Source organism: Micromonospora musae (genome assembly GCF_003626635.1).
GTDB lineage: Bacteria > Actinomycetota > Actinomycetes > Mycobacteriales > Micromonosporaceae > Micromonospora > Micromonospora musae.
Genome location: NZ_RAZT01000009.1, coordinates 13,892 through 36,697 on the forward strand (window position 1 = coordinate 13,892; position 22,806 = coordinate 36,697).

Genomic DNA, 22,806 nt, shown 5'->3' on the forward strand with positions numbered 1-22,806 from the left:
TTGAGGGATGGTGCGGTGAGTTGCGGCCGGCGGGCGTCAGCCGGCGACCGTCGTCTTGGCGGGCTCATGCTCCGCGCCGGACGATGGCGTAGGTGCGGCCGGCGTATCCCGGCGGAAGGAGCGCGTGAGGCTTCCGATGATCGAGAAGCGTCCCTGGCTCTTGTTGTAGACGTCGACCGCGACGGCCAGCAGCAGGACGAGGCCCTTGATGATCTGCACCTTGTCGGTGCCCACGCCCTCGAGCTGGAGGCCGTTGTTGAGCACGGCCATGACCAGACCACCGACGATCGAGCCGCTGATGGTGCCGATGCCGCCGGCGACGGCCGCGCCACCGATGAAGACCGCGGCGATCGCGTCGAGCTCCCAGCCGTTACCGTCCTGCGGACCGGAGGCCGCCGAGCGGGCCACGAAGATCATGCCCGCGAGCGCGGCCAGGACCGACATGTTCATCATGACGAAGAAGTTGACGCGCTTGAGCTTCACGCCGGACAGCTCCGCGGCGCGGGCGTTGCCGCCCACCGCGTAGATGTGCCGACCGCCCGCCGTGTTGCGGGTGAAGAAGGAGTAGACCAGCACGAGCGCCACCAGGATGATGCCGGAGACCGGGAAGCTGGTGCCCACCCGACCGCTCGCGAAGCGCAGCGAGACGAAGACCAGCACGCCGACCATCACGGCCATGCGCAGGATCGAGATCCACATGGGGATCGGCTCGGCGTTCATCTCCTTGCGGGTCCGACGCGCGGCCAGCTCCCGCCACACCACCGCGATGCAGCCGGCCAGGCCGAGCAGCAGCGTCAGGTTGTTGTAGCCGGTGTTCGGCCCGGTCTCGGGCAGGAAGCCGGAACCGATCACCCGGAAGCCCTCCGGGACCGGGATCGTGTTCGCGTTACCGATGAACTGGTTGCCGCCGCGGAAGAGCAGCATGCCCGCCAGGGTCACGATGAACGCCGGCACCCCGATGTACGCGACCCAGAAGCCCTGCCAGGCGCCGATGACGGCGCCGATCGCGAGGCCGAAGAGGATCCCGACCGGCCAGGGCAGGTCCCACTCGGCCATCGCCTTGGCCACCAGGATGCCGGTGAACGCGGCGACCGAGCCGACCGAGAGGTCGATGTGCCCGGCGACGATCACCATCAGCATGCCGATGGCCAGGATCAGGATGTAGGAGTTCTGCTGGAACAGCGCGATCAGGTTGTCCGACCGCAGCGTCAGCCCGTTTGTCCAGATCTGGAAGATCAGGACGATCACCACGAGCGTGAAGATCATCCCGAACTGACGGGCGTTGGAGGTGGTCCCTCCGAAGAGGTTCTTCTGGAGATCCTTGAGTCGGCTCATCGTGTCTGCATCTTCTTAGTCGAGGTCATCAGCTTCAGGAGGGTTTCCGGGTCTGCGTCCTGCCGGGCGACTTCGCCGGTGATGGTGCCTTCCGACACCGTGTAGATGCGGTCGCAGAGCCCGATCAGCTCAGGCAGTTCCGAGGAGATGACGATGACGCCCTTCCCCTGGTCGGCGAGCCGCTGAATGATCCCGTAGATCTCGTACTTCGCCCCCACGTCGATGCCGCGGGTCGGCTCGTCCAGGATCAGCAGGTCCGGGTCGGTGAACATCCACTTCGCCAGGACGACCTTCTGCTGGTTGCCGCCGGAGAGCTTGTTGACCCCCTCGTCGACCGTCGGGGTCTTGATGCGCAGGCTCTGGCGGTACGCCTCGGCCGCCTTGTACTCCTCGACCGCGTCGAGGACGCCGTGGTGCGTGATCTTGGACAGCTTGGCGGCGACCGTGGACGTCTTGATGTCGTCGAGCAGGTTGAGCCCGATCGCCTTGCGGTCCTCGCTGACGTACGCGAGCCCGTTGGCGATCGCGTCCGCCACGCTCTTGAGGACGATCTGCTTGCCGTCCTTGGTGATCGTGCCGCCCTGGTAGAGGCCGTAGGAGCGGCCGAAGATGCTCATCGCCAGCTCCGTGCGGCCCGCACCCATGAGGCCGGCGAAGCCGACGATCTCGCCGCGGCGTACGGCGAAGTTCGAGTGCTTGGCGACCAGCCGCTCGGCGGAGATCGGGTGCCGGACGGTCCAGTCGCGGACCTCGAAGAAGACCTCGCCGATCTTGGGCGTGTGGTCCGGGAAGCGGCTGTGCAGCTCCCGGCCGACCATGCCCCGCACGATCCGGTCCTCGTCGACGCCGTCGCCCTTGACGTCCAGCGTCTCGATGGTGTGACCGTCACGGATGATGGTGATCCGGTCGGCGATGGCCTCGATCTCGTTGAGCTTGTGCGAGATGATGATCGAGGTGATGCCCCGCTCGCGGAAGCCGCGCAGCAGGTCCAGCAGGTGCTGCGAGTCGTCCTCGTTCAGCGCGGCGGTCGGCTCGTCGAGGATGAGCAGCTTGACGTTCTTGGCGAACGCCTTGGCGATCTCCACCAGCTGCTGCTTGCCGACACCGATGTCCTTGATCAGGGTGTCCGGGTCCTCCCGCAGGCCGACCCGGGCCATCAGCTCCAGCGCCTGCCGGTTCGCGGCCTTCCAGTCGATCGCGCCGTTCTTGCGGGGCTCGTTGCCCAGGAAGATGTTCTCGGTGATCGACATGTGCGGGATGAGGGCGAGCTCCTGATGGATGATCACGATCCCGGCCCGCTCGCTGGCCCGGATGTCCGAGAAGCGGGAGACCTCGCCCTTGTAGACGATGTCGCCGTCGTAGCTGCCGTACGGATAGACCCCGCTGAGGACCTTCATCAGCGTGGACTTGCCCGCGCCGTTCTCCCCGACGATCGCGTGGATCTCGCCGGCGCGCACCACCAGGTTCACGTCGGACAGGGCCTTGACCCCGGGGAACTCCTTGGTGATGGAGCGCATCTCCAGGAGGATCGGTACGTCGCTCATTGTTCGCACCACCTCGCCAACATCATGGATGCCTCCGGAAGCGTCTGGCCCTACTGGTTTTGTTGCCGTCGGCAACGTATTCGGACCAGAGGACCGTTCGCAAGCTGGGGGCCCATCAATTCCGTAACAACCCGGTAATAATGACCCCGCGTCTGCCCTGGTCACCATGTGGGACGGTGCGATCCGTGCCACACCCGTAGCGGATAGTGACGGCGGGCATACGCTCGTCATCACCTCTCCGGGCCCGGTTTCGGCACCGGTCTCCACCGGTGTCGGCCGCAGGGCAGGCATGATCATGGCAGGCGTTCCTGGAGGCTCGACACCGCCCTCTCGTCCGGGTACGGTCCGTGCCCGGTTGCACGCGAACGCCCCCATGACGTGTTTCGGCCCCTGGCGACCGGTTGGCCGGTTCCCGTCCCGGTCGCTCAGCGGCTCAGGGCAGGTCGGCGACCTCGCGGCCCAGCGGCCAGAACGCCGCCGGCACGAGCTTGAAGTTGGCGATGCCGAACGGGATCCCGATGAGCGTGACGCAGAGCGCGACCCCGGCGACGATGTGGGAGAGCGCCAGCCACCAGCCCGCGAGCACCACCCACAGGACGTTCGCCAACCCCGAACCGGCGCCCGCGCCCGGCTTCGGCACGAGGGTGCGGCCGAAGGGCCAGAGCGAGTAGTTCGCCAGCCGCAGCGCGGCGACACCGAACGGGATCGTCACCACGAGCAGGAAGCAGATCAGCGCGGCGATGCCGTAGCCGACCGCCAGCACGATCCCGCCACCGAAGATCAACCACAGCACGTTCAACACGAAACGGATCATGCTGTCCAGCATGACCGTCCGACGCCAAGGCACGCGTTCGGCGTCGCGGGTCAGACCAGCAGGCCCCCACCGCCGTGCAGCCGCAGCTCCCGACCGACCACGGTCGGTGCGTGTGCGACGGTGACCAGGGTGGCGGCGGAGGACGCCGCGCAGATCGCCGCCGCGAGCGGCCCGGCCGCAGCCGGGTCGACGTCGAGGACGCCGGCGAAGTCCACCTCCAACCTCCCGGGGCGCCGGGCCCGCAGTGTGTCGGAGAGCACATCACGGAAGCCGGCCAGGTCGGCGTGCCCCACCGAACCGCGCAGCACCAGTACGACGACGCCCGTCGAGCGGATCACCGACGTGATCGACAACCCGCTCATCCCCGTCGGCGCCGACGCCTCGGCGGGCGGAGGGTGTTGCAGACGTCGAAGACGCCCGGCACGTCCCACGCCAGGTCGCCGGCGACCCGGCGGACCTCCGGACTCGCCACCCTGCCGGAGAGGATCACCACTGCGTTCTGCACCGTGACCTCGATCTGCTGGTGGCGGGTGGTCCAGTCGATGCCCAGCCGTTGGGTGACGAGCGCGGCCAACCGGGCGTCGTCGTTCATCGGCCCCGGTGCCTTCAGGTAGCGGTACAGGGCGTCGTCGGGCCAGGGCGGCATCAGGTTCCTCCGAGGATGGGCGCGGTCGCGGGGTTGCCGGCACGGACCGGCCGAGCTGGGTCAGGGCGAGGTGTCGGCCGGCACCCGAAGGGCCGCCTCACGGCTCTCCGCGACGGGGAAGACCCCGTCGAGGCGCATCGTGTGCAGCACGGTCAGGACGAACCTGGAGGGCGCGACCAGGCAGAGCGTCGCGTCCCGTCGTCGGGCCTCCTGGCGGGCGCGGACGAGGAGGCCGAGCCCCGTCGAGTCGATGACCTGCACCTCGCTGAGATCGACGAGGACGAGGTCGTCGTGGTCGACCGCCTCCCGCAACGCCCGCCGCAGCGCCTCCTGCGGATCCCGTTCGACGGCCGCGGGCTCCCTGCCGACCTCGTCCAGGTAGTCGATCCCGAGTGCCCGCTCCTGCGCCGCGGACCCGGCGGTCGAGCCGTCTGCGAAGAGGGTCAGGCTGCACCGGGGGCAGTGGTGCGGGCCGGCGGCGAAGGGAGAGCCGACCCAGTCGTTGGAGAAGACCAGCGTCCAGACGACCTCGGCGTCGGGCAGGACGGGGGCCGTACCGGTGATCGTGTCGCCGCAGCCGTCGCAGATCAGGGTCATCAGGTGATCCGTGGGCACGACGGTCATCGCAACTCCTCTTGTTCGTTCGTCGGCCGGGAACGGGGATCCGGCGGTGGCCGGTGGCCCGCGGGACCAGGCTCGTCCGGGGCGTCGGCCGCCGCCGGGTGCGCTCGCGACGGCGGGGCGGCCACCGTCGCGCCGGTGGTCAGGAGCGCGAGCAGCACCGCGCCACCGGCGCAGCCAACCTGGACGGTCAGCCGCAGGCCCGGGAAGCTGTCGAGGTCGGCGCCCGCCAGCCGCGCGACGGTGGAGCCGAGCAGCGCGGCCGCCACCCCGAGGGCGAGAGTCAGCCAGAGCGGCGCCGCGCGCCGCCCGGGCACCGCCCACCGGCCGAGCACGCCGACGGCGAGCCCGACGAGCACTGCGCTCACCAGCGCGCTGCCGCTCACGTGCCCCTCCCTCGTCGCAGTCGCCCCGGCGGGCGACCGCGTGGCGTCCGATAACCACCCTCGGTGGCGACCGTGGAGGCGCCCGCTCGGTTCCATGACAGTTCCGTGACAAATCAGGGGAACGGCGGCCACGGTTGGGCGGGGAGAGGCGGGCCGAGGATGATGCCGATATGACGGCCGTGCTGGTGATCGAGGACGACGACCGTATCCGGCTGGCGCTCCTGCTCGCACTGGAAGAGGAGGGTTACCGGGCGTACGGGGCGGCCACCGCGGAGGAGGGGCTGCGCCGGCAGCGCACCGACCCGGCGGAGAACGTGCTCGTCGACCTGATGCTTCCGGGCATGGACGGTTTCGAGTGCATCCGGCAGCTGCGCCGCGACGACGACGTGCCGATCGTGGTGGTCAGCGCCCGGGACGACACGCATGACATCGTCGCCGCGCTCGAGGCGGGGGCCGACGACTACGTGGTGAAGCCGGTGGCGATCAAGGAGCTGTCGGCGCGGCTGCGGGCGCTGCGACGGCGGGGCCGCACCGGAGCCGCACCGGTCAGCAGCCACGTCTTCGGCGACCTTGAGGTCAGCCCGGAGGCGGGGGAGGTGCGCCGGGCGGGTCAGGCCGTGCCGGTGACCCGTACCGAGTTCCGGCTGCTCTGCGAGCTGGCCGAGCACGTCGGACGGGTGCTCTCCCGCCGGCAGCTGCTGCAGCGCGTGTGGGGGTACGACACGGGCGACGAGCGCCTGGTCGACGTGCACGTCGGCCGGCTGCGGCAGAAGATCGAGGACGACCCGGCCAACCCCCGGCACCTGGTCACGCTCCGCGGCCTCGGCTACAAACTGCAGCGATGACCCGCCTCGGACTGCGCGCCCGGGTCACCGCCGCGTTCGCCGTCGGCGCGTTGCTGCTGGCCGCGTCGATGGCGCTCTTCTCGTACGACCTGACCCGGCACTCGCTGCTCGAGGAGCGGGAGCGGACGGCGGTGCGCGCGGCGTACTTCGACGCGGCCGTGGTGCGGACCGGACTCGACACGGAGGACCCCGACGTCGTGGCGGTGCTGCGGTCCCTGGACACCGGCGCCGGCCGCCGCCCGCTACTGCACCGCGACGGCCAGTGGCACAGCCGCTCCGCGGAGACCGACGGCAGCCCCGTCCCGGAGGAGCTGCAGCGCGTGGTGCGCTCCGGCGAAGCCGCCGTGCAGCGGATCACCGTGGCCGGGCAGCCCACCCTGCTCGTCGGCGTTCCCATCTCCGGCACCACCAGCTACTACGAGCTCACCTCCCTGCGGGAGGTCGCGCAGACGCTCCAGGTGGTGGCGCTCACGCTGACCGCCGTGGCCATCATGACCGCCGGCTCCGGCGCGGCCCTCGGCTGGTACGCCACCCGGCACAGTGTGCGCCCGCTCACCGCGGTGGCCGACGCCGCCGAGCGGATCGCGGCCGGCGACTACACCACCCGCCTCGACGTGGTCACCGACCCCGACCTGACCCGACTCTCCACCTCGTTCAACCGGATGGTCGACGAGTTGGTGGAGCGCATCGACCGGGACCGGCGCTTCGCCGCCGACGTCAGCCACGAGCTGCGCTCGCCGTTGCAGACGCTGGCGGCCGCGGCGAGCGTCCTGAGCCGGCGGCGCGAACACCAGGACGAGCGGACGGCGACGGCGGCCCGGTTGGTCGCCGAGGAGGTGGACCGGTTCCAGCGCCTCGTGGACGACCTCATCGAGCTGGCCCGGACCGAGCAGCCCGCGCAGCGGGAGCTGGTCGACGTGGTGACGCTGGCCCGGGAGACCTGCCGGGCCCGCGGTCTCCCCGACGAACTCGTCCGGGCCGAACCCGGTGCCGCGACGCAGTGGCGGGTGGACCGGCGCCGGTTCGAGCAGATCCTGCTGAACCTGCTCGACAACGCGGCCCGCTACGGCGGGGGTCCGGTCGCCGTCCACCTCTCGACCCGGCTCCCCGACACGGCCGTGCTGGTGGTGGACGACGACGGCCCGGGGGTGCCCGCCGCCGACCGGGAGGCCATCTTCGACCGTTTCGTCCGTGGCCGGGCCGCGCACGCCCGCGCCGACACCGACGGTACGGGTCTCGGGCTGGCGCTCGTCGCCCAGCACGCCAGCGCGCACGGCGGACGCGCCGGCGTCACCGACCGTCCGGAGGGCGGAGCTCGGTTCCGGGTGGAGCTGCCGGGGGCCGTGCCGTGAGCCGCCGTCTCCTCGGCGGGGCCGTGCTCGTCGTGCTCCTCGGTGGCTGCGGGGTGCCGGTCGACGACGCGCCCCGTCGCGTGCGGCCGCCGGCCGGTGCCTTTCCGACGGCGGTGACCGCCGGCCCGACGGCCGCGTCCGGGCGGGTGACGGAGGCGCTCTGCTTCGTCCGGGAGGGCCGGCTCGACCGCGCCGGACGACGGCTGGACAGCCTGCCCGGCATCGACCTCCACCTCCAGCACCTGCTGGCCGGGCCGACCGCCGGTGAACGGGAGGCCGGCTTCGCGAGCGCGCTGCCCGGTACGGTCAGCGTGGCGGGCGTACGGATGAACGGGACGCTCGCCGAGGTGGACGTCCGGGCGGCCGGTGAGGAGACCGGCCGCAGCGACGAGGTGCTCGCCTTCGGGCAGATCGTCTGTACGCTCACCACTCGCCGGGACGTGGACCGGGTCTCGTTCCGCCGCGACGGGCGACCGTTGGACGTGCCGCGCGGGGACGGCTCGCTCTCCCGCGCGCCGCTCGGCGCCCTCGACTACGCGCCGCTCATGCCGGTGCGCTGAATCCCCGTCCGGGAGGCGGCTTTCCGGTCCGGGCCGGGCCCCGAACAGAGTTCGGCCCCGCTCCCGCCGTGCGGCGCGGGAACGGGGCCGACGAGCCTCCGGCGGTCAGCCGGCGACCGACTGGTTGTACTCCTTGATCGGGCCGGCCATGGCCTGCTCCTGCTGCTGCAGCGCCGTGCGCGGGTCGGTGCCGCTGAGCACCGCCGCCTGCATGGCCTGCTCCGCGGCCTTGCGGGCCTGCGGCATGGCGCCGAGCAGGCAGCCCTGGGTGGCCTTGCTCAGCGGGGTGTTCTGCAGCTGGGTGATCGCGGTCTGGAACTGCGGCCGTTGCGCGACCCACTGCTTGTCCACCTCGGTCTCCAGGGCGCCCTTGCTGATCGGGAAGTACCCGGTCGAGGTGTGCCAGGTCGCCTGGACGTCCTTGTCGGAGAGGAACTTCACGAACTCCCACGCGGCGCGCTTGTGCGCGTCGTCCTTGCCCTTGCCGACGACCCAGAGCGAGGCGCCGCCGATGATCGGGCCGCCCGCGTCGGTGGCGTTGATCTTCGGGTAGTTGCCGGTGGCGATCTCGAACTTGCCCTGGGTGCTGGTGAGGAATCCACCCACCGAACCGGTCGACTCCAGCGTCATCGCCACCGTGCCGGCGGTGAAGGCGTTGTCGGCGGTCGTGGTGTTGCTGTCGAGCTTGGGCGCGAGCCCCTCGTCGACCATCTTCTTCCACCAGGTCAGCAGCTTGACGTGGTCGTCGGTGGCGAGCTTGACGGTGGTGCCCCGGCCGTCGCGGCCGTTGCCCTGGTCGCAGTACTCCTGGTTGCCGGCGGCGGTCCACTGCTCCAGGAACCAGCCGTAGAGCGCGGCGCCGAAGCCGTACTGGGTGACCCGGCCGCCGGCGTCCTTGACGGTCAGCTTGCGGGCCGCCTCGGTGATCTCGTCGAGGGTCTTCGGCGGGTTGGCCGGGTCGAGGCCGGCCTTGGTGAACGCCGTCTTGTTGATGTAGAGCAGCGGCATCGAGGTGTTGAACGGCATCGAGTAGAGCTTGCCGTCGACCGAGTAGTAGCCCGCGATGTTCGGCTGGATGTCCGAGGTGTCGGTCTTGTCGACGTCCACGAAGGACTGCACCGGCACCGTCGACTTCGAATCGATCATGAATCGGGTGCCGATGTCGTAGACCTGGACCACGTCCGGCGCCTGACCGCTGTTGAGCGCGGCCTTGTACGCCGAGAGGGTGTCGTCGTACGTGTTCTTGAACTGGAGGTTGACCTTGACCCGGCCCTTGTTCTTCGCGTTGAACTGGTCGGTCAGCTGCTGAAGTGCCTCACCGTTCTTGCCGCTCATGGCGTGCCAGAAGTCGATCGACACCTCGCCCTTGCCGTCCAGGGCGCTGGCGGCCGGCGCCTCGGTGCCGCCGCCCGCGGCGTCGTCGTTCGCCGTGGCCGAACCGCAGGCCGCGGCGGTGGCCGTGAGGGCGGCGAGCGAGAGCCCGACCGCCACCCGGCGCAGGGTGGTACGCACTGTGCTTCCTCCTAGGGATTTTCTCGGAACTACTTGACCGCGCCGGCCGTGAAGCCGCGGACGAGCCAGCGCTGGCCGAAGACGACCAGCAGCAACGTCGGCAGCAGCGTGATGGTGATGCCGGCCAGGAGCACTGCGGGACTGCCGCCCTCGTTGTCCTTGAGGGCGAAGACGGCGGTCTGCAGGGTGTTGAGGGAGTTGTTGCTGGACGAGATGATCAAGGGCCAGAAGTACATGTTCCAGCCCTGCAGGAACGACCAGACGGCGATGCCGATCAGCGCCGGCCGGGTCGCCGGCAGCAGGATGGTGAGCAGGAAGCGCAGGTGGCCGCAGCCGTCGATGACCGCGGCCTCGCGCAGCTCCGCGGGGAACTGCCGGAACGCCTGGCGCAGCATGAACACGCCGAAGCCGCTGGCCAGGAAGGGCAGGATCAGGCTGAGCCGGTTGTCGTTGATGCCCAGCGACCGGATGAAGAGCGCGTTCGGCACCACGATGGACTCGTACGGCACCATGATCGTGGCCAGGAAGAGCCAGAAGACCGGTCGGCGCAGCGGGCTGCGCAGGAAGACCAGGGCGTACGCGGCCAGGCACGACGTCACCAGGTGGGCGAGCATGATGCTCACCCCGACGAAGAGCGAGTTCATGAAGGCCGGGGCGAGCGGCACCACCGGCTGCCGCCAGGCGGCCCGGTAGTTCTCCAGCGTCCAGTGGCCGGCGAAGAGCTGCGGCGGCTGGTGCAGCAGCGCGTTCGACGGAAGGAAGCCGCCGACCACGGTGAGCAGCACCGGGAAGAGCAGCACCACGGCGGCGATCACGAGCCAGAGGTACGTCAGGACGGTCGGCACCGGACCGGGCCGGTTCACACTTCTGCTCACCGGTAGTGCACCCGCCTCTCCAGGACGCCGAACTGCACCACGGCGATCAGTACGCCGACCACCAGCAGCACCAGGCCCTGCGCGCTGGCCAGTCCGAAGTTGCTGTTGTTGTTGTGGAACGCGTTGTCGAAGATCGAATAGACGAGCGTCCGGGTGTGTCCGTTCGGGCCGCCGTCGGTCATGATCTGCACCTGCCCGAGCGCCTGCAACGCGGTGAGCGTCGTGGTGACCACCGCGAAGAAGATGCTCGGCGAGATCAGCGGCAGCACGATGCTGACGAACTGCCGCGGGCCGGTGGCGCCGTCGATGCGGGCCGCCTCCAACACCTCCTCGTCGACGCCGGCCAGGCCGGCGGCGAGCACCAGGAGGTTGAAGCCGGAGACCATCCAGACGGTCACCCCGACGACCGTGGCCATCGCCCAGCCGGGCTCCGTGGTCCAGTTCGGCGCCGGCAGGCCGACGAGGCCGAGCACCCAGTTCACCGGCGACACACCCGGATTCAGCATGATCAACCAGACGACGCTGGCCGCCGAGACCGAGTACGCGAACGGCAGCGCGAACGCGGTCCGGAAGATCCGCATCCCGGGCAGCCGCTGGGTCATCGGCGCCGCGAGCGACAGGGGGAGCAGCACCCCGGGCACCACGACCAGGACCGTGAAGACCAGCGTCTGCCAGAGCACCGTGCCGAAGGCCGGCGTCAGCAGCTCGTGGAAGTGCCGCAGCCCGACCGAGCGGGTCGGGTTGCCCAGGATGTCGTTGCCCCGGGTCGACAGGTACACCGCCTGGAAGAGCGGGAAGATCACGAAGACGCCGAGGCCGGCCAGGCCGGGCAGGGTGAAGAGCAGGCCGAGGGCCGCCTCACGGGCCCGCGCCGGTCGCGCGGTCCGGCGGATGCCCCCGGGTGGCCGGTGCACGTCACCGGCGGGCACGCCGGTGGCGGTCAGAGTCGGAGCTGTCACGCGGGGCAGCTAATCCAGCCCGCACGTCCGGCCGGCGTGCGCAGGAGGACGGGCAGGTGACCACTCGCTGTCGCCGCCGTGACATTGCGCTACGCAGCGTCACGGCCGCGCAGCGTGAATCGGTGGTGACGCAGTGCTCAGGCCGTCCTTTGTCGACACGACCGACGACCATCCGTAACCGAAAACGCCGCCCCGGGACGCCTCGCGGCGACCGGCCGTTCACCGGCGGCCCGGCCCGGTACCGTTCTGGCATGGTCCGTGACGCGAGGACGACCGACCGCTCGTTGTGGCGGGACCGCGCCTTCGGCACCTACTGGTTCGCCCAGTCGCTCTCCGCCGCCGGTGACGCGTTCGCCTTCCTCGCCGTACCCCTGCTGGTGCTGCACGCCACCGGCTCCGTCGCGCAGATGGGCCTGCTGACCGCCGTGGCCGGCGCGGCGGCCGTGGGCGCGGGCGTCTTCGGTGGCGTCCTGGTCGACAGGTACGACCGGCGCACCCTGATGATCGTCGTGGACCTCGTCCGCCTCGTGCTCTACGGCCTCATCCCCCTGGCCTGGCTCGCCGGCCCGCAGGTCTGGCTGCTCTTCGTCGTGCTGCCGATCTGCGAGGCGGCCGGGATGCTCTTCCAGATCGCCGCGGTCGCCGCGGTGCCGACCCTGGTGGACCGCGACCGCATCACCGAGGCGAACGGGCGGTTGCAGGCCACCTTCGCCCTGGCGGCGGTGGGCGGGCCGCTGCTCGCCGGCGTGGTCTCGGCCCGGCTGGGCCCCTCGTCGGCGCTCGCCGTCAACGCGGCGAGCTTCGCCCTCTCGGCCGCCGGCCTGTGGCTGATCCGGTTCCGGCCCCGCGACGACGCCGGGGCCGCCGTCGTCCGGCGGGAGAAGCCGCTGGCCGAGTTCCTCGCCGGGGCCAGGTTCCTCTGGCGTGAGCCGGTGCTGCGCGCGTTGACCGTCCTGCTGTCGGTCTTCATCTTCCTGACCTACGGCTTCACCGACGTACTGGTCTACCACGTCAAACACGACCTCGGCGGCACCGATGGCACGGTCGGCACCGTACTCGGGCTGGCCGCGTTGGGCACCGTCGCCGGGGCGCTGCTGGTGGCGCCGCTGCGACGGCGCCGCGGCTTCGGCACGGCGTGGATCGGGGCGCAGCTGGTCTGCGGTCTCGCCCTGGCGGGTGTCGGTCTGGCGGGCTCGATACCCGCCGTGACCGTGCTGACCGCGGTATACCTCTGCGGCGTCAGCGTCGGTGGGATCTCCTCCATGTCGCTGCGCCAGGAGATCACCCCGGACCACCTGCTCGGCCGGGTCACCTCCGCCTTCTGGAGCACGCACTACTCGCTCGGTCCGGCCGGCGCCGCGGTGCTGACGTGGGCCGCCGGCCGGTACGGTGCCGCGGCCGTCACGGTCGTGGCGGGGGCCGGCTGTCTCCTCGTGGCGCTCGGCGGACTCTGCACACCGATCCGGAGCGCCGGATCGCCGCGCGCGACCGGGCACGCCGAGCCGGCGCCGGCCGCGATCTGACGGCGCGCCCGACGTCGGGGCTGTCCGGAAAGGACCCCGTGCCGTACGGGCGACCACCCTGGACCGTAGAGTCTCGCCGTGATCGAGATCAGTGCCCAGGTCGACCTGTTCCACCCCGCAGACCGGGTCTGGCACGCATTGACCGACCGGGAGCTGCTCGGCCGGTGGTTCGCCGAGACGACGGTGGCCGTCGACGAGCCGGGCCGGTTGCTCTTCGCCACGGCGGGCCTGCCCGGCTTCGACGACGCCGTCGGGGCCGAGGTGGTCGAGCAGCGGGCGGCGGAGCTGGTCACCATGCGATGCCTGGAGGCGGGCCGGCGGAGCCTGCTCACCTGCACGCTCACCGCCACGGCCGAGGGCTGCCGGCTGTCGCTGCGGGAGACCCTCCAGGACGGGGAGTGGAGCCCGGCGCTGCGCGCCGCCCGGGAGCAGAGTTACCAGCAGGCGCTGGCCAACCGGCTGCCCGCGATCCTCGACTGGTTCGCCTTCCAGCAGGTCGACCTGCGACGCGGGGTGGCCGGGATGACGACCGAGCTGCCGGTGCTGGAGTGGGCGGGCGCGGCCCGGTCACGCGGCCGACGGGGCATGGTGCTCCTCGCCGCCGGAGTCGGTGTGCTCCTGGCCGGCGGCGCGGCGGTCTGGGCGCTGCGCTCGGAGCCACCGGAGCAGACCGGAGCGCACCCCGCTGCCACGCCGACGGCGACGGTCACCGGATCGGCGGCGACCTCGAGCCGTCCCGCCCCGAGCGCCTCGTCCGCCCGGCCCGACCGGACGGCGAGCGCGAGCCAGCGGCCGAGCCGTACGCCCACCGGCAAACCGTCCCGCACGCCCAGCTCCGCGCCGCCGCAGCAGCAGTCGCCCGACCCGGTCATGACGGCGCGCTACTCGAACGTCAACAGCCGCCTGCTCGGTTACACGGGCGAGGTGGCGGTCAGCAACCCGGGCGACGTGGCGGGAGCGGAGTGGACGGTCGTCGTGACGTTCGACGACGACAGCGAGGTCGGCAAGGTCAACGGCGCCGAGTGGCGGCAGGAGGGGCGGACCGTCACCTTCACCGGGCCGCCGCTGGCGGCCGGGCAGTCGCAGACGATCCGGTTCGACGTACGCGACTCGGCGGCGTTCGCCAAGGGGCCCGCGAGCTGCGCGATCGACGGCAGGCCCTGCGAGGGGCTCTGACCCGCCCGGATCCTCCAGGCGTCGCCGAGCTGCCGATCGACGAAGGCCCTGCGGGTGTTCAGCGGGCCCGGATCAGGTCGGCGGCCCGCCAGGCCAGGGCCATCACCGGGGCGTTGAGGTAGCCGGAGACCAGCACCGGCAGCACCGAGGCGTCGACGACGCGCAGCCGCTCCACGCCGCGTACCCGCAGCTGCGCATCGACCACCGAGTCGTCGTCCGGGCCCATGGCGCAGGTGCCGACCGCGTGGTAGCCGCAGTAGCCGTGCTCCAGCGCCGCCCGGACGATCTCGTCGTCGTCCTGGACCGCCGGGCCGGGCAGGGTCTCCGCCGAGACGCGCTTGGCGATCGGGTTGGTGGCGAAGAGCTCCCGCAACCGCCGGAAGGCGCCCACCGCCACCTGCCGGTCGTACGGGTGGCGGTAGTAGTTCGCCACGATGCGCGGGGCGGTGCCCGGGTCGGCGGAGGTGATGGCGAGGCTGCCCTCGCTCTCCGGTCTGGTCACCGTGACGAGACCCATCAGCCCCGGCTCGCGCTCCAGCTCCAGCGCCCTACCGGGCCGGCGAGGCGCCGGCGAGAAGGGCGCGAGCAGCACCTGCGCGTCCGGGCGGTCCACCTGCGGGCCGGAGCGGATGTACGCCCCGACGTCGGAGACCGGGAGGGCGAGCGGCCCGCGACGGGTGAAGAGGTAGCGCAGCGCGGCCAGCGCCTGGCCCGTCCCGCTGCTGAGCGTGGCGTTGTAGCCACCCGGGGCGGCGAGCCGGAACTGCAGCGGCGCCGACCGGTGCTCCCGCATCCCGGCGCCCACCCGGGGGCGGTCGAGCAGCACGGGGATACCCGCCGCGCGCAGCGCGTCGGCCGGGCCGATGCCGGAGACCTGGAGCAGCTGCGGTGAGGCGAGCGCGCCGGCGGCGAGGATCACCTCGGCCGCGGCGTAGCAGTCGACGACCTGGCCCTGCCGCTCGGTGCGTACGCCGAGAGCCCGCCCGTCGTGGATCAGCAGCCGGAGCACCACCGTCTGCACGGCGACGGTGAGGTTGGGGCGGTCGCGTACCGGGTGCAGGAACGCCGCGGCGGCGCTGACCCGCCGACCGTCGCGGATGGTCGCCGTGACGTAGCCGATCCGCTCGTCGTCGTCGGCGTTCAGGTCGTCGACGCGCCGCCAGCCCAGCTCCTCGCCGCTGGCGATGATCTCCTCGCAGAGCTCGTCGGTGGCGGTGGCGGTGGAGAGGCGCAGCGGCCCGCCGGCGCCGCGGACCTCGGAGGCGCCGAGCGGATTGTCCTCCAGCCGCTTGAAGACCGGCAGCATCGCGTCCCAGCCCCAGCCGGGATTGCCGCGACGCTCCAACTCGTCGTAGTCGAGCCGGTCCCCGCGCCCGTAGACCATGCCGTTGATGGCGCTGGAGCCGCCGATGATGCGGCCCCGCTGCCAGATCTCCCGCTGTCCCGGCGCGGCCTCGGCGGGGTAGTGCCAGGCGGTGCGCCGGTCGTCCATCAGCCGGCTGAACCCCTTGGGGATGCGGACGTAGGGGCTGCGGTCCCACCCGCCCGCCTCGATCAGCAGGACCGTCGTGCCCGGGTCCTCGGTCAACCGGTTGGCCAGCACGCAGCCAGCCGCGCCCGCACCGACCACGATGTAGTCGTACTTCTCCACGAGGTTCTCCCCGTCTCGCCGGCACCGCCGGGACCTACCGTAAGCCCTTGATCACGCAACGGGAAGGGGCGTCACGTTCGCGGAGCACGCCCGTCGATCTCCTTCGTGGCCGGATCCGGCCACGAAGGACACCTTCACACGGTCCTGACGAGCACGTAGCCTGCCTGAAACGATTCATAGGGTGGAGGAGGCAGGCGTGACCCCTCGGACCATCGACCACCGGCCGCTGTCCGGCAGACGCCGCACGATCGTCGTCGCGGCTGCCGCGACCGTCGTCGTCACCGTCCTGGCCGGGGCCCCGCCCGCGTTCGCCGCCCGGGGACACGCGCCGGCTGCGCCGGCCGCCCTCACGGTCGACGACCGCGCCCACCCGCTCGACGTCGAAGGCGTCCCCCGGTTCGGCTGGCTGCCCCGAGACGCCGACCCCGGCGAGGCGCAGACCGCCTACCGGATCACCGTCACCACCAGCGGCGGCGCGCGCGTCTGGGACTCCGGCAAAATCGCCTCCGACCAGCAGTCCTACGTGCCCTACGCCGGCCCGCCGCTGCGCGCCGCGGCCGCGTACCGGTGGACCGTGCGCACCTGGGACCGCACCGGCCGGCAGTCCCCGGCCGCCACCGGCGCCTTCGAGACCGGCATCTCCGACAGCCAGTGGGAGGGCGCCGCCTGGATCCGGCGCGCCACCACCGAGGCCGACGACTACACCCTCGCCCGCACCGAGGTCCGGCCCGCCGCCGGCCGCGTCGTCCGGGCCCGCGCCTACACCTCGGCCGACCACACCTACGAGCTCTACCTCAACGGCGTCCGCGCCGACCGCGGCACCTCCTTCGGGTACGCCGGCGAGGACTACTACCAGGTCGCCGACGTCACGCGCCTGGTCACCGCCGGCAAGCCCCTCGCCATCGGGCTGCGGTACCACTGGTACGGCAGCGGCCAGGGACGCCCGGCCGGTTCGCGCGGCGCGCTGCTGAAGCTGGTCGTCGAGCACGCCGACGGCACCCGCGAGGTGTTCGGCACCGACGGGTCGTGGCGGGTCGCCCGGGACACCCGGTTCGTGGCCGGCGCCGAACGGCGCAACGGCGAGGGCGACCGGGTCGAACGGCAGGACGCCCGGGCCGAGGTGACCGGCTGGAACCGGCCCGGTTTCGACGACGACGTCGCCCCGTTCGCGGCCGCCGAGGTCATCGGCGCGCACCCCACCGCCTCGGCACCGCACCTCATCGCGCAGGAGACCCGGCTGACCGAGCGGCGGGTCACGCCGGTCGCGCTGCGTACCGCCGCCGACGGCACCGTCGTCGCCGACTTCGGCGTGGTGATCCCCGCTCGCCCCGAGGTACGGTTCCACGCCGGCGTGGCCGGGCACACGGTCCCCATCCGGGCCGGGTACACCCTCACCGAGACCGGTCGGGTCGCCACCTCCACCCTGCTCTCGCAGGGCACCGACATGAGCTTCCCGTACCTGCAGACCGACGGCGCGCAGGAGTTCCGCGCCTTCACCCACCTCGGCTTCCGCTACCTGGAGATCCCCGACGCCGGCGAGCACATCGCGCGGCAGGACGTCTCCGCCGTCGTGGTGCACACCGACGTGCCGCCCGGCGGGAAGGCCACCTTCGCCAGCTCGGATCCCACCCTCGACGCGGTGTGGGAGATGATGACGCGCTCCGCGCTCTACTCCGTCCAGGAGGCGTTCGTCGACACCCCCACCCGCGAGAAGGGGCAGTTCCTGGGCGACGCGGCGAACATCTCCTACGCCACCATGGGCGCGTTCGGCGAGCGCGACGCCACCCAGCAGGCCATCCGGGAGTTCCTCCGCTCGGCCACCCGCTACTGGAACACCGGCGACGACCGGGGCCGCTACAACGCCGTCTACCCCAACGGCGACGGCAAGCGGGACATCCCCGACTACTCGCTGATGTTCGTCGACTGGGTGTGGCGCTACTGGCTGGAGACCGGCGACCGGGGCCTGCTCGCCGAGGCGTACCCGGCCATCCGGGACACCGCCGACTACGTGCTGCGCCACATCCCGGCCACCGGTCCCACCGCCGGCCTCGTCACCGAACTGGCCGGCGGCAGCGGCGCGTACCGCTTCGGCATCGTGGACTGGCCCGAGCCCGGCCGCTTCGGGTACGACATGAGCGCCGCCGCCCGGACCACCATCAACGCCCAGGGTGTCGACGTGCTGCGCACCGTCGCCGAGGCGGCCCGCGCGCTCGGGCGGCCCGCCGCCGAGACGGCCGCCTACGACGGGCACGCCGCCGCCCTCACCGAGGCGATCAACGCGAAGCTGCGCCGCCCCGACGGCGTCTACGTCGACGGGCTGTCGGCCACCGGCGAGCCCAGCGCCCACGCCGGTCAACACTCCACCTCGTACGCGGTGGCGCACGGGGTCGCCCCGCGGGCCGATCTGCCGGCGCTCGCCGGGCACCTCGCGTCGATGGGCATGAAGCAGGGACCGATGACCGCGCACTGGCTGCTGCGGGCGCTGGCCGACGCCGAACGTCCGGACGCGGTGCTGCGTCTGCTGACCAACGCCGACGACCTCGGCTGGGCCGACATCCTCGCCCAGGGCGGCACGTTCACCTGGGAGGCGTGGACCCTCGACCCCGGCAGCAACTTCAGCCAGTCGCACGGCTGGGGCGCCCAGGCCGTCGTCGACGTGCAGGAGACCCTGCTCGGTGTCCGTACCGCCGTCCCCGGCGCCGCCCGGATCGACGTCGTGCCGCCCGCCGTGGGGCTGGACCGCGCCTCCGGCGTCGTACCCACCCAGCGGGGTCCGGTGCGGCTCGACTGGCGGCGTACCGGCTCCGGGCTGCACGTCGACCTGGACGTGCCGGTCAACGTGACCGCCCGAGTCGCCCTGCCGATCACGGACGGCAAGGGCTACCGGTCGGTCGGACCGAGCAGGGCCACCTACGTCGGGATCGAGAACGGCCGCGCCGTGTTCGAGGTGGGCTCGGGTCGCGCCAGCTTCCGCCCGACGGGCACCCGACCCCGCTGACCCACCGGCCGGGCCGGCGGCGACCCGTCCGTCGCCGACGCCTGGTCCGCGCACCGCTGCCGGCCGGAGCGCAGCCCTGACCATCACCGCCACCGCAGCCAGGAGGAGACCCGATGGCGCAGACACCACGACCGGCCCCGACCCCGGGATCAGAGCTCAGCCGCCGATCCCTGATGGGGTGGGGCGTCGCCGGCGCCGGAGCCGTGGCGCTCGGGGCCGCCGCGACCGAGCCCGCGTCGGCCGCCCCGCCGCCCGGCGCCGGGGCCGGGCCGCTGGCGGTCGACGACCTGCGCACCGAGTACGCCGACCGTCCACTCGGCACGGACGTCGGTGCGCCCCGGTTCTCCTGGACCGTCACCGCGCCGGGGCACAACGCCGGACAGAGCGCGTACCAGGTGCTGGTGGCCAGCCGCCCGGACCGGCTGACCCCCGAGTCCGCCGACGTCTGGAACTCCGGTCGGGTCTCCTCGGCGCGTTCGGTGGGCGTGGCGTACGCCGGTCCGGCGCTGGACCCGCGCACCCGCTACCACTGGCGGCTACGGCTCTGGGACCGGGCCGGTCGCGCGACGCGCTGGAGCACCCCGACCTGGTTCGAGACCGGCCTGCGCGACGAGGGCTTCGGAGCGGCCCGTTGGATCGGCGCCGAGCCCGACCACGCGAGCGAACCGCTCGACCTGGCCGACGCCGCGTGGATCTGGTCGCCGGACGCCACCGCCGGGAACGCCCCGGCCGGTGTTCGCTGGTTCCGGGGCCGGCTCCCGCTCCCCGACGGCGCCGACATCGCTGTCGCGCAGCTCGTGGTGACCGCCGACGACGACTTCACGGCGTACCTCGACGGGCGGCAGGTGCTGCACGCCCCGCCGCAGACCGACGGCTGGAAGAACGCCAGGGCCGCCGACGTCACCGCACTCGCCCGCGCCGCCGACCGTCCCCTCACCCTCGCCGTGGTCGCCACCAACCGTCCCGGCCCGTCGGTGAACCCCGGCGGACTGATCGCCAAGCTGGTCGTCACCACCACCGCCGGCGAGCGGCTGGTGCTGGTGAGCGACGGCTCCTGGCGCAGCTCCGACACCGAGCGGGCCGGCTGGCCGGAGCCCGGGCACGACGACACCGGCTGGGCGGCGGTGGCGGTGCTCGCCCCGTACGGCCAGGGGCCGTGGGGCAGCCAGGTGCAGGTCCCGCAGCCGAACGCCCTCGACCTGGCCGGCGCGTCCTGGGTGTGGGGTCCGGGCGCGACGACCGGCAACGCGCCCGTCGGGCCGCGCTGGTTCCGGGGTCGGCTGGCCCTGCCGCAGGCGACCGAGGTCAGCTCCGCCCGGCTGATCATGAGCGCCGACGACGACTTCACCGCCCACCTCTCCGGCCGGCTCGTCCTCTCCGCGCCGCAGCAGACCGACGGCTGGCGTACCGCCCGGGTCGCGGACGTCACCGAGCTGGCCCGGGCGGCCGTCGGCGGTGAGCTGGTACTGGCCGCGATCGCCACCAACCGTGGCGGCGCGTCGGTCAACCCCGGTGGCCTCATCGCCAAACTCGTCGTACGGACCGCGGACGGCGGCGAGCTGGTGCTCGTCTCGGGCGCCGGCTGGCGGACGGCCGGCGGGGACGAGCCCGGCTGGGAGCAGCCGGGCCACGACGACTCGGCCTGGACGCCGGTGGTGGTCCTCGCGCCGTACGGCCAGGGGCCGTGGGGCAGCGGCATCGAGCCCCCGGTGGAGGAGCGCCCCGCGCCGCTGCTGCGGCGCGCGTTCCGGATCGACAAGCCGGTGACCCGGGCCCGGCTCTACGCGACCGGCCTCGCCTACCAGGTGCTGCACCTCAACGGCGAGCCGGTCGGAACTGCCGTGCTGGACCCGGGCTTCACCGACTACGACGACACCGTCCTGTACGTGACGCACGACGTCACGGGGCTGCTGGTGAAGGGGCACAACGCGCTCGGCGTGGAGCTGGGCCGCGGCTTCTACGGCATGACCACGCGCAACGTGTGGCGCTGGCACCAGCCGCCGTGGCACGGTGAGCCGCGACTGCTGGCCCGTCTCGTCGTCGAGCACCCCGACGGGTCGCGTACCGAGGTGGTCAGCGACGACGGCTGGCGCGTCACCACCGGCCCCACCGTCTCGAACTCGCTCTTCGCGGGGGAGAGCTACGACGCCCGCCGGGAACGTCCGGGCTGGTCGACGGCGCGGTACGACGACGCCGACTGGGCTCGGGCGAGCGTGCTGGAGGCCCCCGCCGGCGCGCTGCGGGCGCAGGAGCACGAGCCCGTCCGGGTCGTCGAGTCCGTCGCCCCGGCCCGGCTCACCTCCCCGCGCGCGGGCGTCTGGGTGGCGGACTTCGGCCGAACGACCGCCGGCTGGGTGCGGCTGCGGGTGACCGCCCCGTCGGGCACCGTCGTCCGCCTCCAGTACGGCGAGAAGCTGCGCGACGACGGAACGGTGGAGGCGTCCACCGGGCACGTGCAGGGCGGCCGGTTCCAGGTGGACGAGTACGTGGCCCGGGGCGGCGGCGAGGAGGTGTGGGAGCCGCGCTTCTCGTACAAGGGGTTCCGCTTCGTCCAGCTCGACGGGCTGCCGGGGGCCGCCCGCACCGGCACGGTGACCATGCGCGTGGTGCACTCCGACGTCCGCGACGTGGGTGAGTTCCGGTGCAGTGAGCCGCTGTTCGAGCAGTTCGAGCGGATGATGCGCCGTACGGTGCGCAACAACCTGCACGGCATCCCCACCGACACCCCGATGTACGAGAAGAACGGCTGGACCGGGGACGCCCAGGTCGCCGCCCCCACGATGGCCGGTCAGCTCGACCTGTCGCGGTTCTTCACGAAGTGGCTCGGGGACCTGCGGGACGCCCAGGTCGCCTCCGGTCAGGTGCCGGTGATCGTGCCCAGCGGCGGCTGGGGATACCAGGAGTTGGCGCCGGCCCCGGAGTGGACCACCGTCTACCCGTACCTGCTGCGCGAGATGCACCGCTGGTACGGCGACGACCGGCTGCCGCGGCAGCACTGGCCGGCGGTGACCGACTACCTGGAGTGGGAGCTGGGCCGGCTCGCCGACGGGCTGGCGGTGACGGCGCTCGGGGACTACCTGTCACCGGGCACCGGCGGCAACCCGCCCGAGGACACCCGGCTGACCGCCACGGCGTACCTGCACCGGGCGCTGCTGGCGACCGCCGAGCTGGGTGAGCTGATCGGGCAGGACGCGCAGGCCGCCCGGTTCCGTGCGGCGGCGACCGGCCTGCGGGACCGGCTCAACGAGACCTTCCTGGACCGGGCGCGTGGGCTGTACCGCACCGACCGCGATCCGGGGTACCGGCAGACGTCGAACGCCGTGCCGTTGGCGTTCGGTCTGGTGCCGGACGACCTGGTGCAGGCGGTGGTGGAGAACCTGGTGGCCGACGTCCGGGACCGGGGCTGGCACCTGAACACCGGCTGCCTCGGCACCAGCGTCCTGTTGCCGGTGTTGACCGCGCACGGCCACGCCGACGTGGCGGCCCGGGTGGCGTTGCAGCGCACGTACCCGAGCTGGGGCTACTGGGTGGAGAACGGCGCGGACACGATGTGGGAGATGTGGCCGACGTCGACCCGCTCCCGCCAGCACTACTTCCACGGCACGGTGGTGCAGTGGCTCTACGAGCACGTCGCTGGTCTGCGGCCGGTCGCCGACGGCTGGGCCCGGTTCGTCGTCCGGCCCGACGCGCGGGCCGAGCTCTCCTCGGCGTCGGTCGCGGTGCGGACCGTACGCGGCCGGGCCTGCGCCGCCTGGCGGCGGCACGGCGGCCGGTTCGAGTTGACCGTGCAGGTGCCGGTGGGGGCCACCGCCGAGGTCCACGTGCCCACCGCGCGGGCCGGCGACGTCGAGGCGTCGCCCGGTGGGCTGGTGGCGGCCCGGCGGATGGAGTCCGGCTACCTGGTGCACACGGTGGGCTCGGGCAGCTGGCGCTTCGTCAGCAGCTCGGCGCCGACCGCCTGACGGCAGCATCGGCCGGGCCGCCCGGCCCTGGCCAACCCCGGTGATCA

18 protein-coding genes are annotated in these 22,806 nt (G+C 72.6%); 7 read left to right on the forward strand and 11 right to left on the reverse strand.

Features of this window, described 5'->3' with window-relative positions; all coding sequences use genetic code 11:
* Positions 1-36 precede the first annotated feature (36 nt).
* From mmsB to D7044_RS18500, 7 genes are all read right to left on the reverse strand, one after another.
* Positions 37-1,335 (reverse strand): multiple monosaccharide ABC transporter permease, encoded by a 1,299-nt coding sequence (mmsB, locus tag D7044_RS18470; protein ID WP_120674767.1) that lies wholly within the window; start codon positions 1,333-1,335, stop codon positions 37-39.
* Positions 1,332-2,879 (reverse strand): multiple monosaccharide ABC transporter ATP-binding protein, encoded by a 1,548-nt coding sequence (gene mmsA, locus D7044_RS18475; RefSeq protein WP_120674769.1) that lies wholly within the window; start codon positions 2,877-2,879, stop codon positions 1,332-1,334. The genes mmsB and mmsA overlap by 4 nt, the downstream gene beginning before the upstream one ends.
* A 433-nt stretch (positions 2,880-3,312) precedes the next feature.
* Positions 3,313-3,693: a YccF domain-containing protein gene (locus D7044_RS18480; RefSeq protein WP_120675296.1), complete on the reverse strand. Its 381-nt coding sequence runs from the start codon at positions 3,691-3,693 to the stop codon at positions 3,313-3,315.
* A 50-nt stretch (positions 3,694-3,743) separates the two neighbouring features.
* Positions 3,744-4,046, reverse strand: a complete 303-nt coding sequence (locus D7044_RS18485; RefSeq protein WP_147434687.1) for an STAS domain-containing protein — start codon at positions 4,044-4,046, stop codon at positions 3,744-3,746.
* Positions 4,047-4,051: 5 nt separating this feature from the next.
* A complete protein-coding gene (locus D7044_RS18490) occupies positions 4,052-4,342 on the reverse strand; it encodes a BON domain-containing protein (protein ID WP_407663320.1) in 291 nt (96 codons plus the stop codon).
* Between the two features lie 57 nt (positions 4,343-4,399).
* Positions 4,400-4,963, reverse strand: coding sequence for an STAS domain-containing protein (locus D7044_RS18495; protein ID WP_120689662.1), 564 nt, complete (start codon positions 4,961-4,963; stop codon positions 4,400-4,402).
* Positions 4,960-5,346 (reverse strand): hypothetical protein, encoded by a 387-nt coding sequence (locus D7044_RS18500; protein WP_120689663.1) that lies wholly within the window; start codon positions 5,344-5,346, stop codon positions 4,960-4,962. Before D7044_RS18500 ends, D7044_RS18495 begins: the two co-directional genes overlap by 4 nt.
* Positions 5,347-5,516: 170 nt before the next feature.
* On the opposite strand from D7044_RS18500, the gene D7044_RS18505 reads away from it, so the two are divergent.
* From D7044_RS18505 to D7044_RS18515, 3 genes are read left to right on the forward strand one after another with little or no spacing between them, the layout of a single operon-like run.
* The gene (locus tag D7044_RS18505; RefSeq protein WP_120674779.1) at positions 5,517-6,191 is read left to right on the forward strand and encodes a response regulator transcription factor; all 675 of its coding nucleotides are present in this window, start codon (positions 5,517-5,519) and stop codon (positions 6,189-6,191) included.
* On the forward strand, positions 6,188-7,543 hold the full coding sequence (locus D7044_RS18510; protein ID WP_120689664.1) for a sensor histidine kinase: 1,356 nt from the start codon (positions 6,188-6,190) through the stop codon (positions 7,541-7,543). Before D7044_RS18505 ends, D7044_RS18510 begins: the two co-directional genes overlap by 4 nt.
* A complete protein-coding gene (locus D7044_RS18515) occupies positions 7,540-8,103 on the forward strand; it encodes a GerMN domain-containing protein (RefSeq protein WP_120674783.1) in 564 nt (187 codons plus the stop codon). The genes D7044_RS18510 and D7044_RS18515 overlap by 4 nt, the downstream gene beginning before the upstream one ends.
* Before the next feature lie 105 nt (positions 8,104-8,208).
* Here D7044_RS18515 and D7044_RS18520 read toward each other — a convergent pair whose 3' ends face one another.
* From D7044_RS18520 to D7044_RS18530, 3 genes are read right to left on the reverse strand one after another with little or no spacing between them, the layout of a single operon-like run.
* Complete coding sequence (locus D7044_RS18520; RefSeq protein ID WP_199716678.1) at positions 8,209-9,615, reverse strand: ABC transporter substrate-binding protein; 1,407 nt, start codon at positions 9,613-9,615, stop codon at positions 8,209-8,211.
* 29 nt (positions 9,616-9,644) lie between these two features.
* A complete protein-coding gene (locus tag D7044_RS18525; RefSeq protein ID WP_120674785.1) occupies positions 9,645-10,490 on the reverse strand; it encodes a carbohydrate ABC transporter permease in 846 nt (281 codons plus the stop codon).
* The gene (locus D7044_RS18530; RefSeq protein ID WP_199716679.1) at positions 10,487-11,449 is read right to left on the reverse strand and encodes a carbohydrate ABC transporter permease; all 963 of its coding nucleotides are present in this window, start codon (positions 11,447-11,449) and stop codon (positions 10,487-10,489) included. Before D7044_RS18530 ends, D7044_RS18525 begins: the two co-directional genes overlap by 4 nt.
* A gap of 251 nt (positions 11,450-11,700) precedes the next feature.
* On the opposite strand from D7044_RS18530, the gene D7044_RS18535 reads away from it, so the two are divergent.
* Entirely contained in the window at positions 11,701-12,972 is a 1,272-nt protein-coding gene (locus D7044_RS18535; protein ID WP_120689665.1) for an MFS transporter, read from the forward strand.
* Between the two features lie 78 nt (positions 12,973-13,050).
* The gene (locus D7044_RS18540; protein WP_120689666.1) at positions 13,051-14,148 is read left to right on the forward strand and encodes an SRPBCC family protein; all 1,098 of its coding nucleotides are present in this window, start codon (positions 13,051-13,053) and stop codon (positions 14,146-14,148) included.
* Between the two features lie 58 nt (positions 14,149-14,206).
* Here D7044_RS18540 and D7044_RS18545 read toward each other — a convergent pair whose 3' ends face one another.
* Entirely contained in the window at positions 14,207-15,799 is a 1,593-nt protein-coding gene (locus D7044_RS18545) for a GMC family oxidoreductase (protein WP_120689667.1), read from the reverse strand.
* 196 nt (positions 15,800-15,995) lie between these two features.
* Between D7044_RS18545 and D7044_RS18550 the strand changes: the two genes are divergently transcribed.
* The gene (locus D7044_RS18550; RefSeq protein WP_199716680.1) at positions 15,996-18,797 is read left to right on the forward strand and encodes a family 78 glycoside hydrolase catalytic domain; all 2,802 of its coding nucleotides are present in this window, start codon (positions 15,996-15,998) and stop codon (positions 18,795-18,797) included.
* 113 nt (positions 18,798-18,910) lie between these two features.
* Complete coding sequence (locus tag D7044_RS18555) at positions 18,911-22,759, forward strand: family 78 glycoside hydrolase catalytic domain (RefSeq protein ID WP_199716681.1); 3,849 nt, start codon at positions 18,911-18,913, stop codon at positions 22,757-22,759.
* Positions 22,760-22,806 lie beyond the last annotated feature (47 nt).

Excerpts from the sequence above, each read along its gene's own strand:
- mmsA (WP_120674769.1), bottom strand. The coding sequence starts at position 2,879 with ATGAGCGACGTACCGATCCTCCTGGAGATGCGCTCCATCACCAAGGAG.
- mmsB (WP_120674767.1), bottom strand. The coding sequence starts at position 1,335 with ATGAGCCGACTCAAGGATCTCCAGAAGAACCTCTTCGGAGGGACCACC.
- D7044_RS18505 (WP_120674779.1), top strand. The coding sequence starts at position 5,517 with ATGACGGCCGTGCTGGTGATCGAGGACGACGACCGTATCCGGCTGGCG.
- D7044_RS18555 (WP_199716681.1), top strand. The coding sequence starts at position 18,911 with ATGGCGCAGACACCACGACCGGCCCCGACCCCGGGATCAGAGCTCAGC.
- D7044_RS18480 (WP_120675296.1), bottom strand. The coding sequence starts at position 3,693 with ATGATCCGTTTCGTGTTGAACGTGCTGTGGTTGATCTTCGGTGGCGGG.
- D7044_RS18535 (WP_120689665.1), top strand. The coding sequence starts at position 11,701 with ATGGTCCGTGACGCGAGGACGACCGACCGCTCGTTGTGGCGGGACCGC.
- D7044_RS18495 (WP_120689662.1), bottom strand. The coding sequence starts at position 4,963 with ATGACCGTCGTGCCCACGGATCACCTGATGACCCTGATCTGCGACGGC.
- D7044_RS18510 (WP_120689664.1), top strand. The coding sequence starts at position 6,188 with ATGACCCGCCTCGGACTGCGCGCCCGGGTCACCGCCGCGTTCGCCGTC.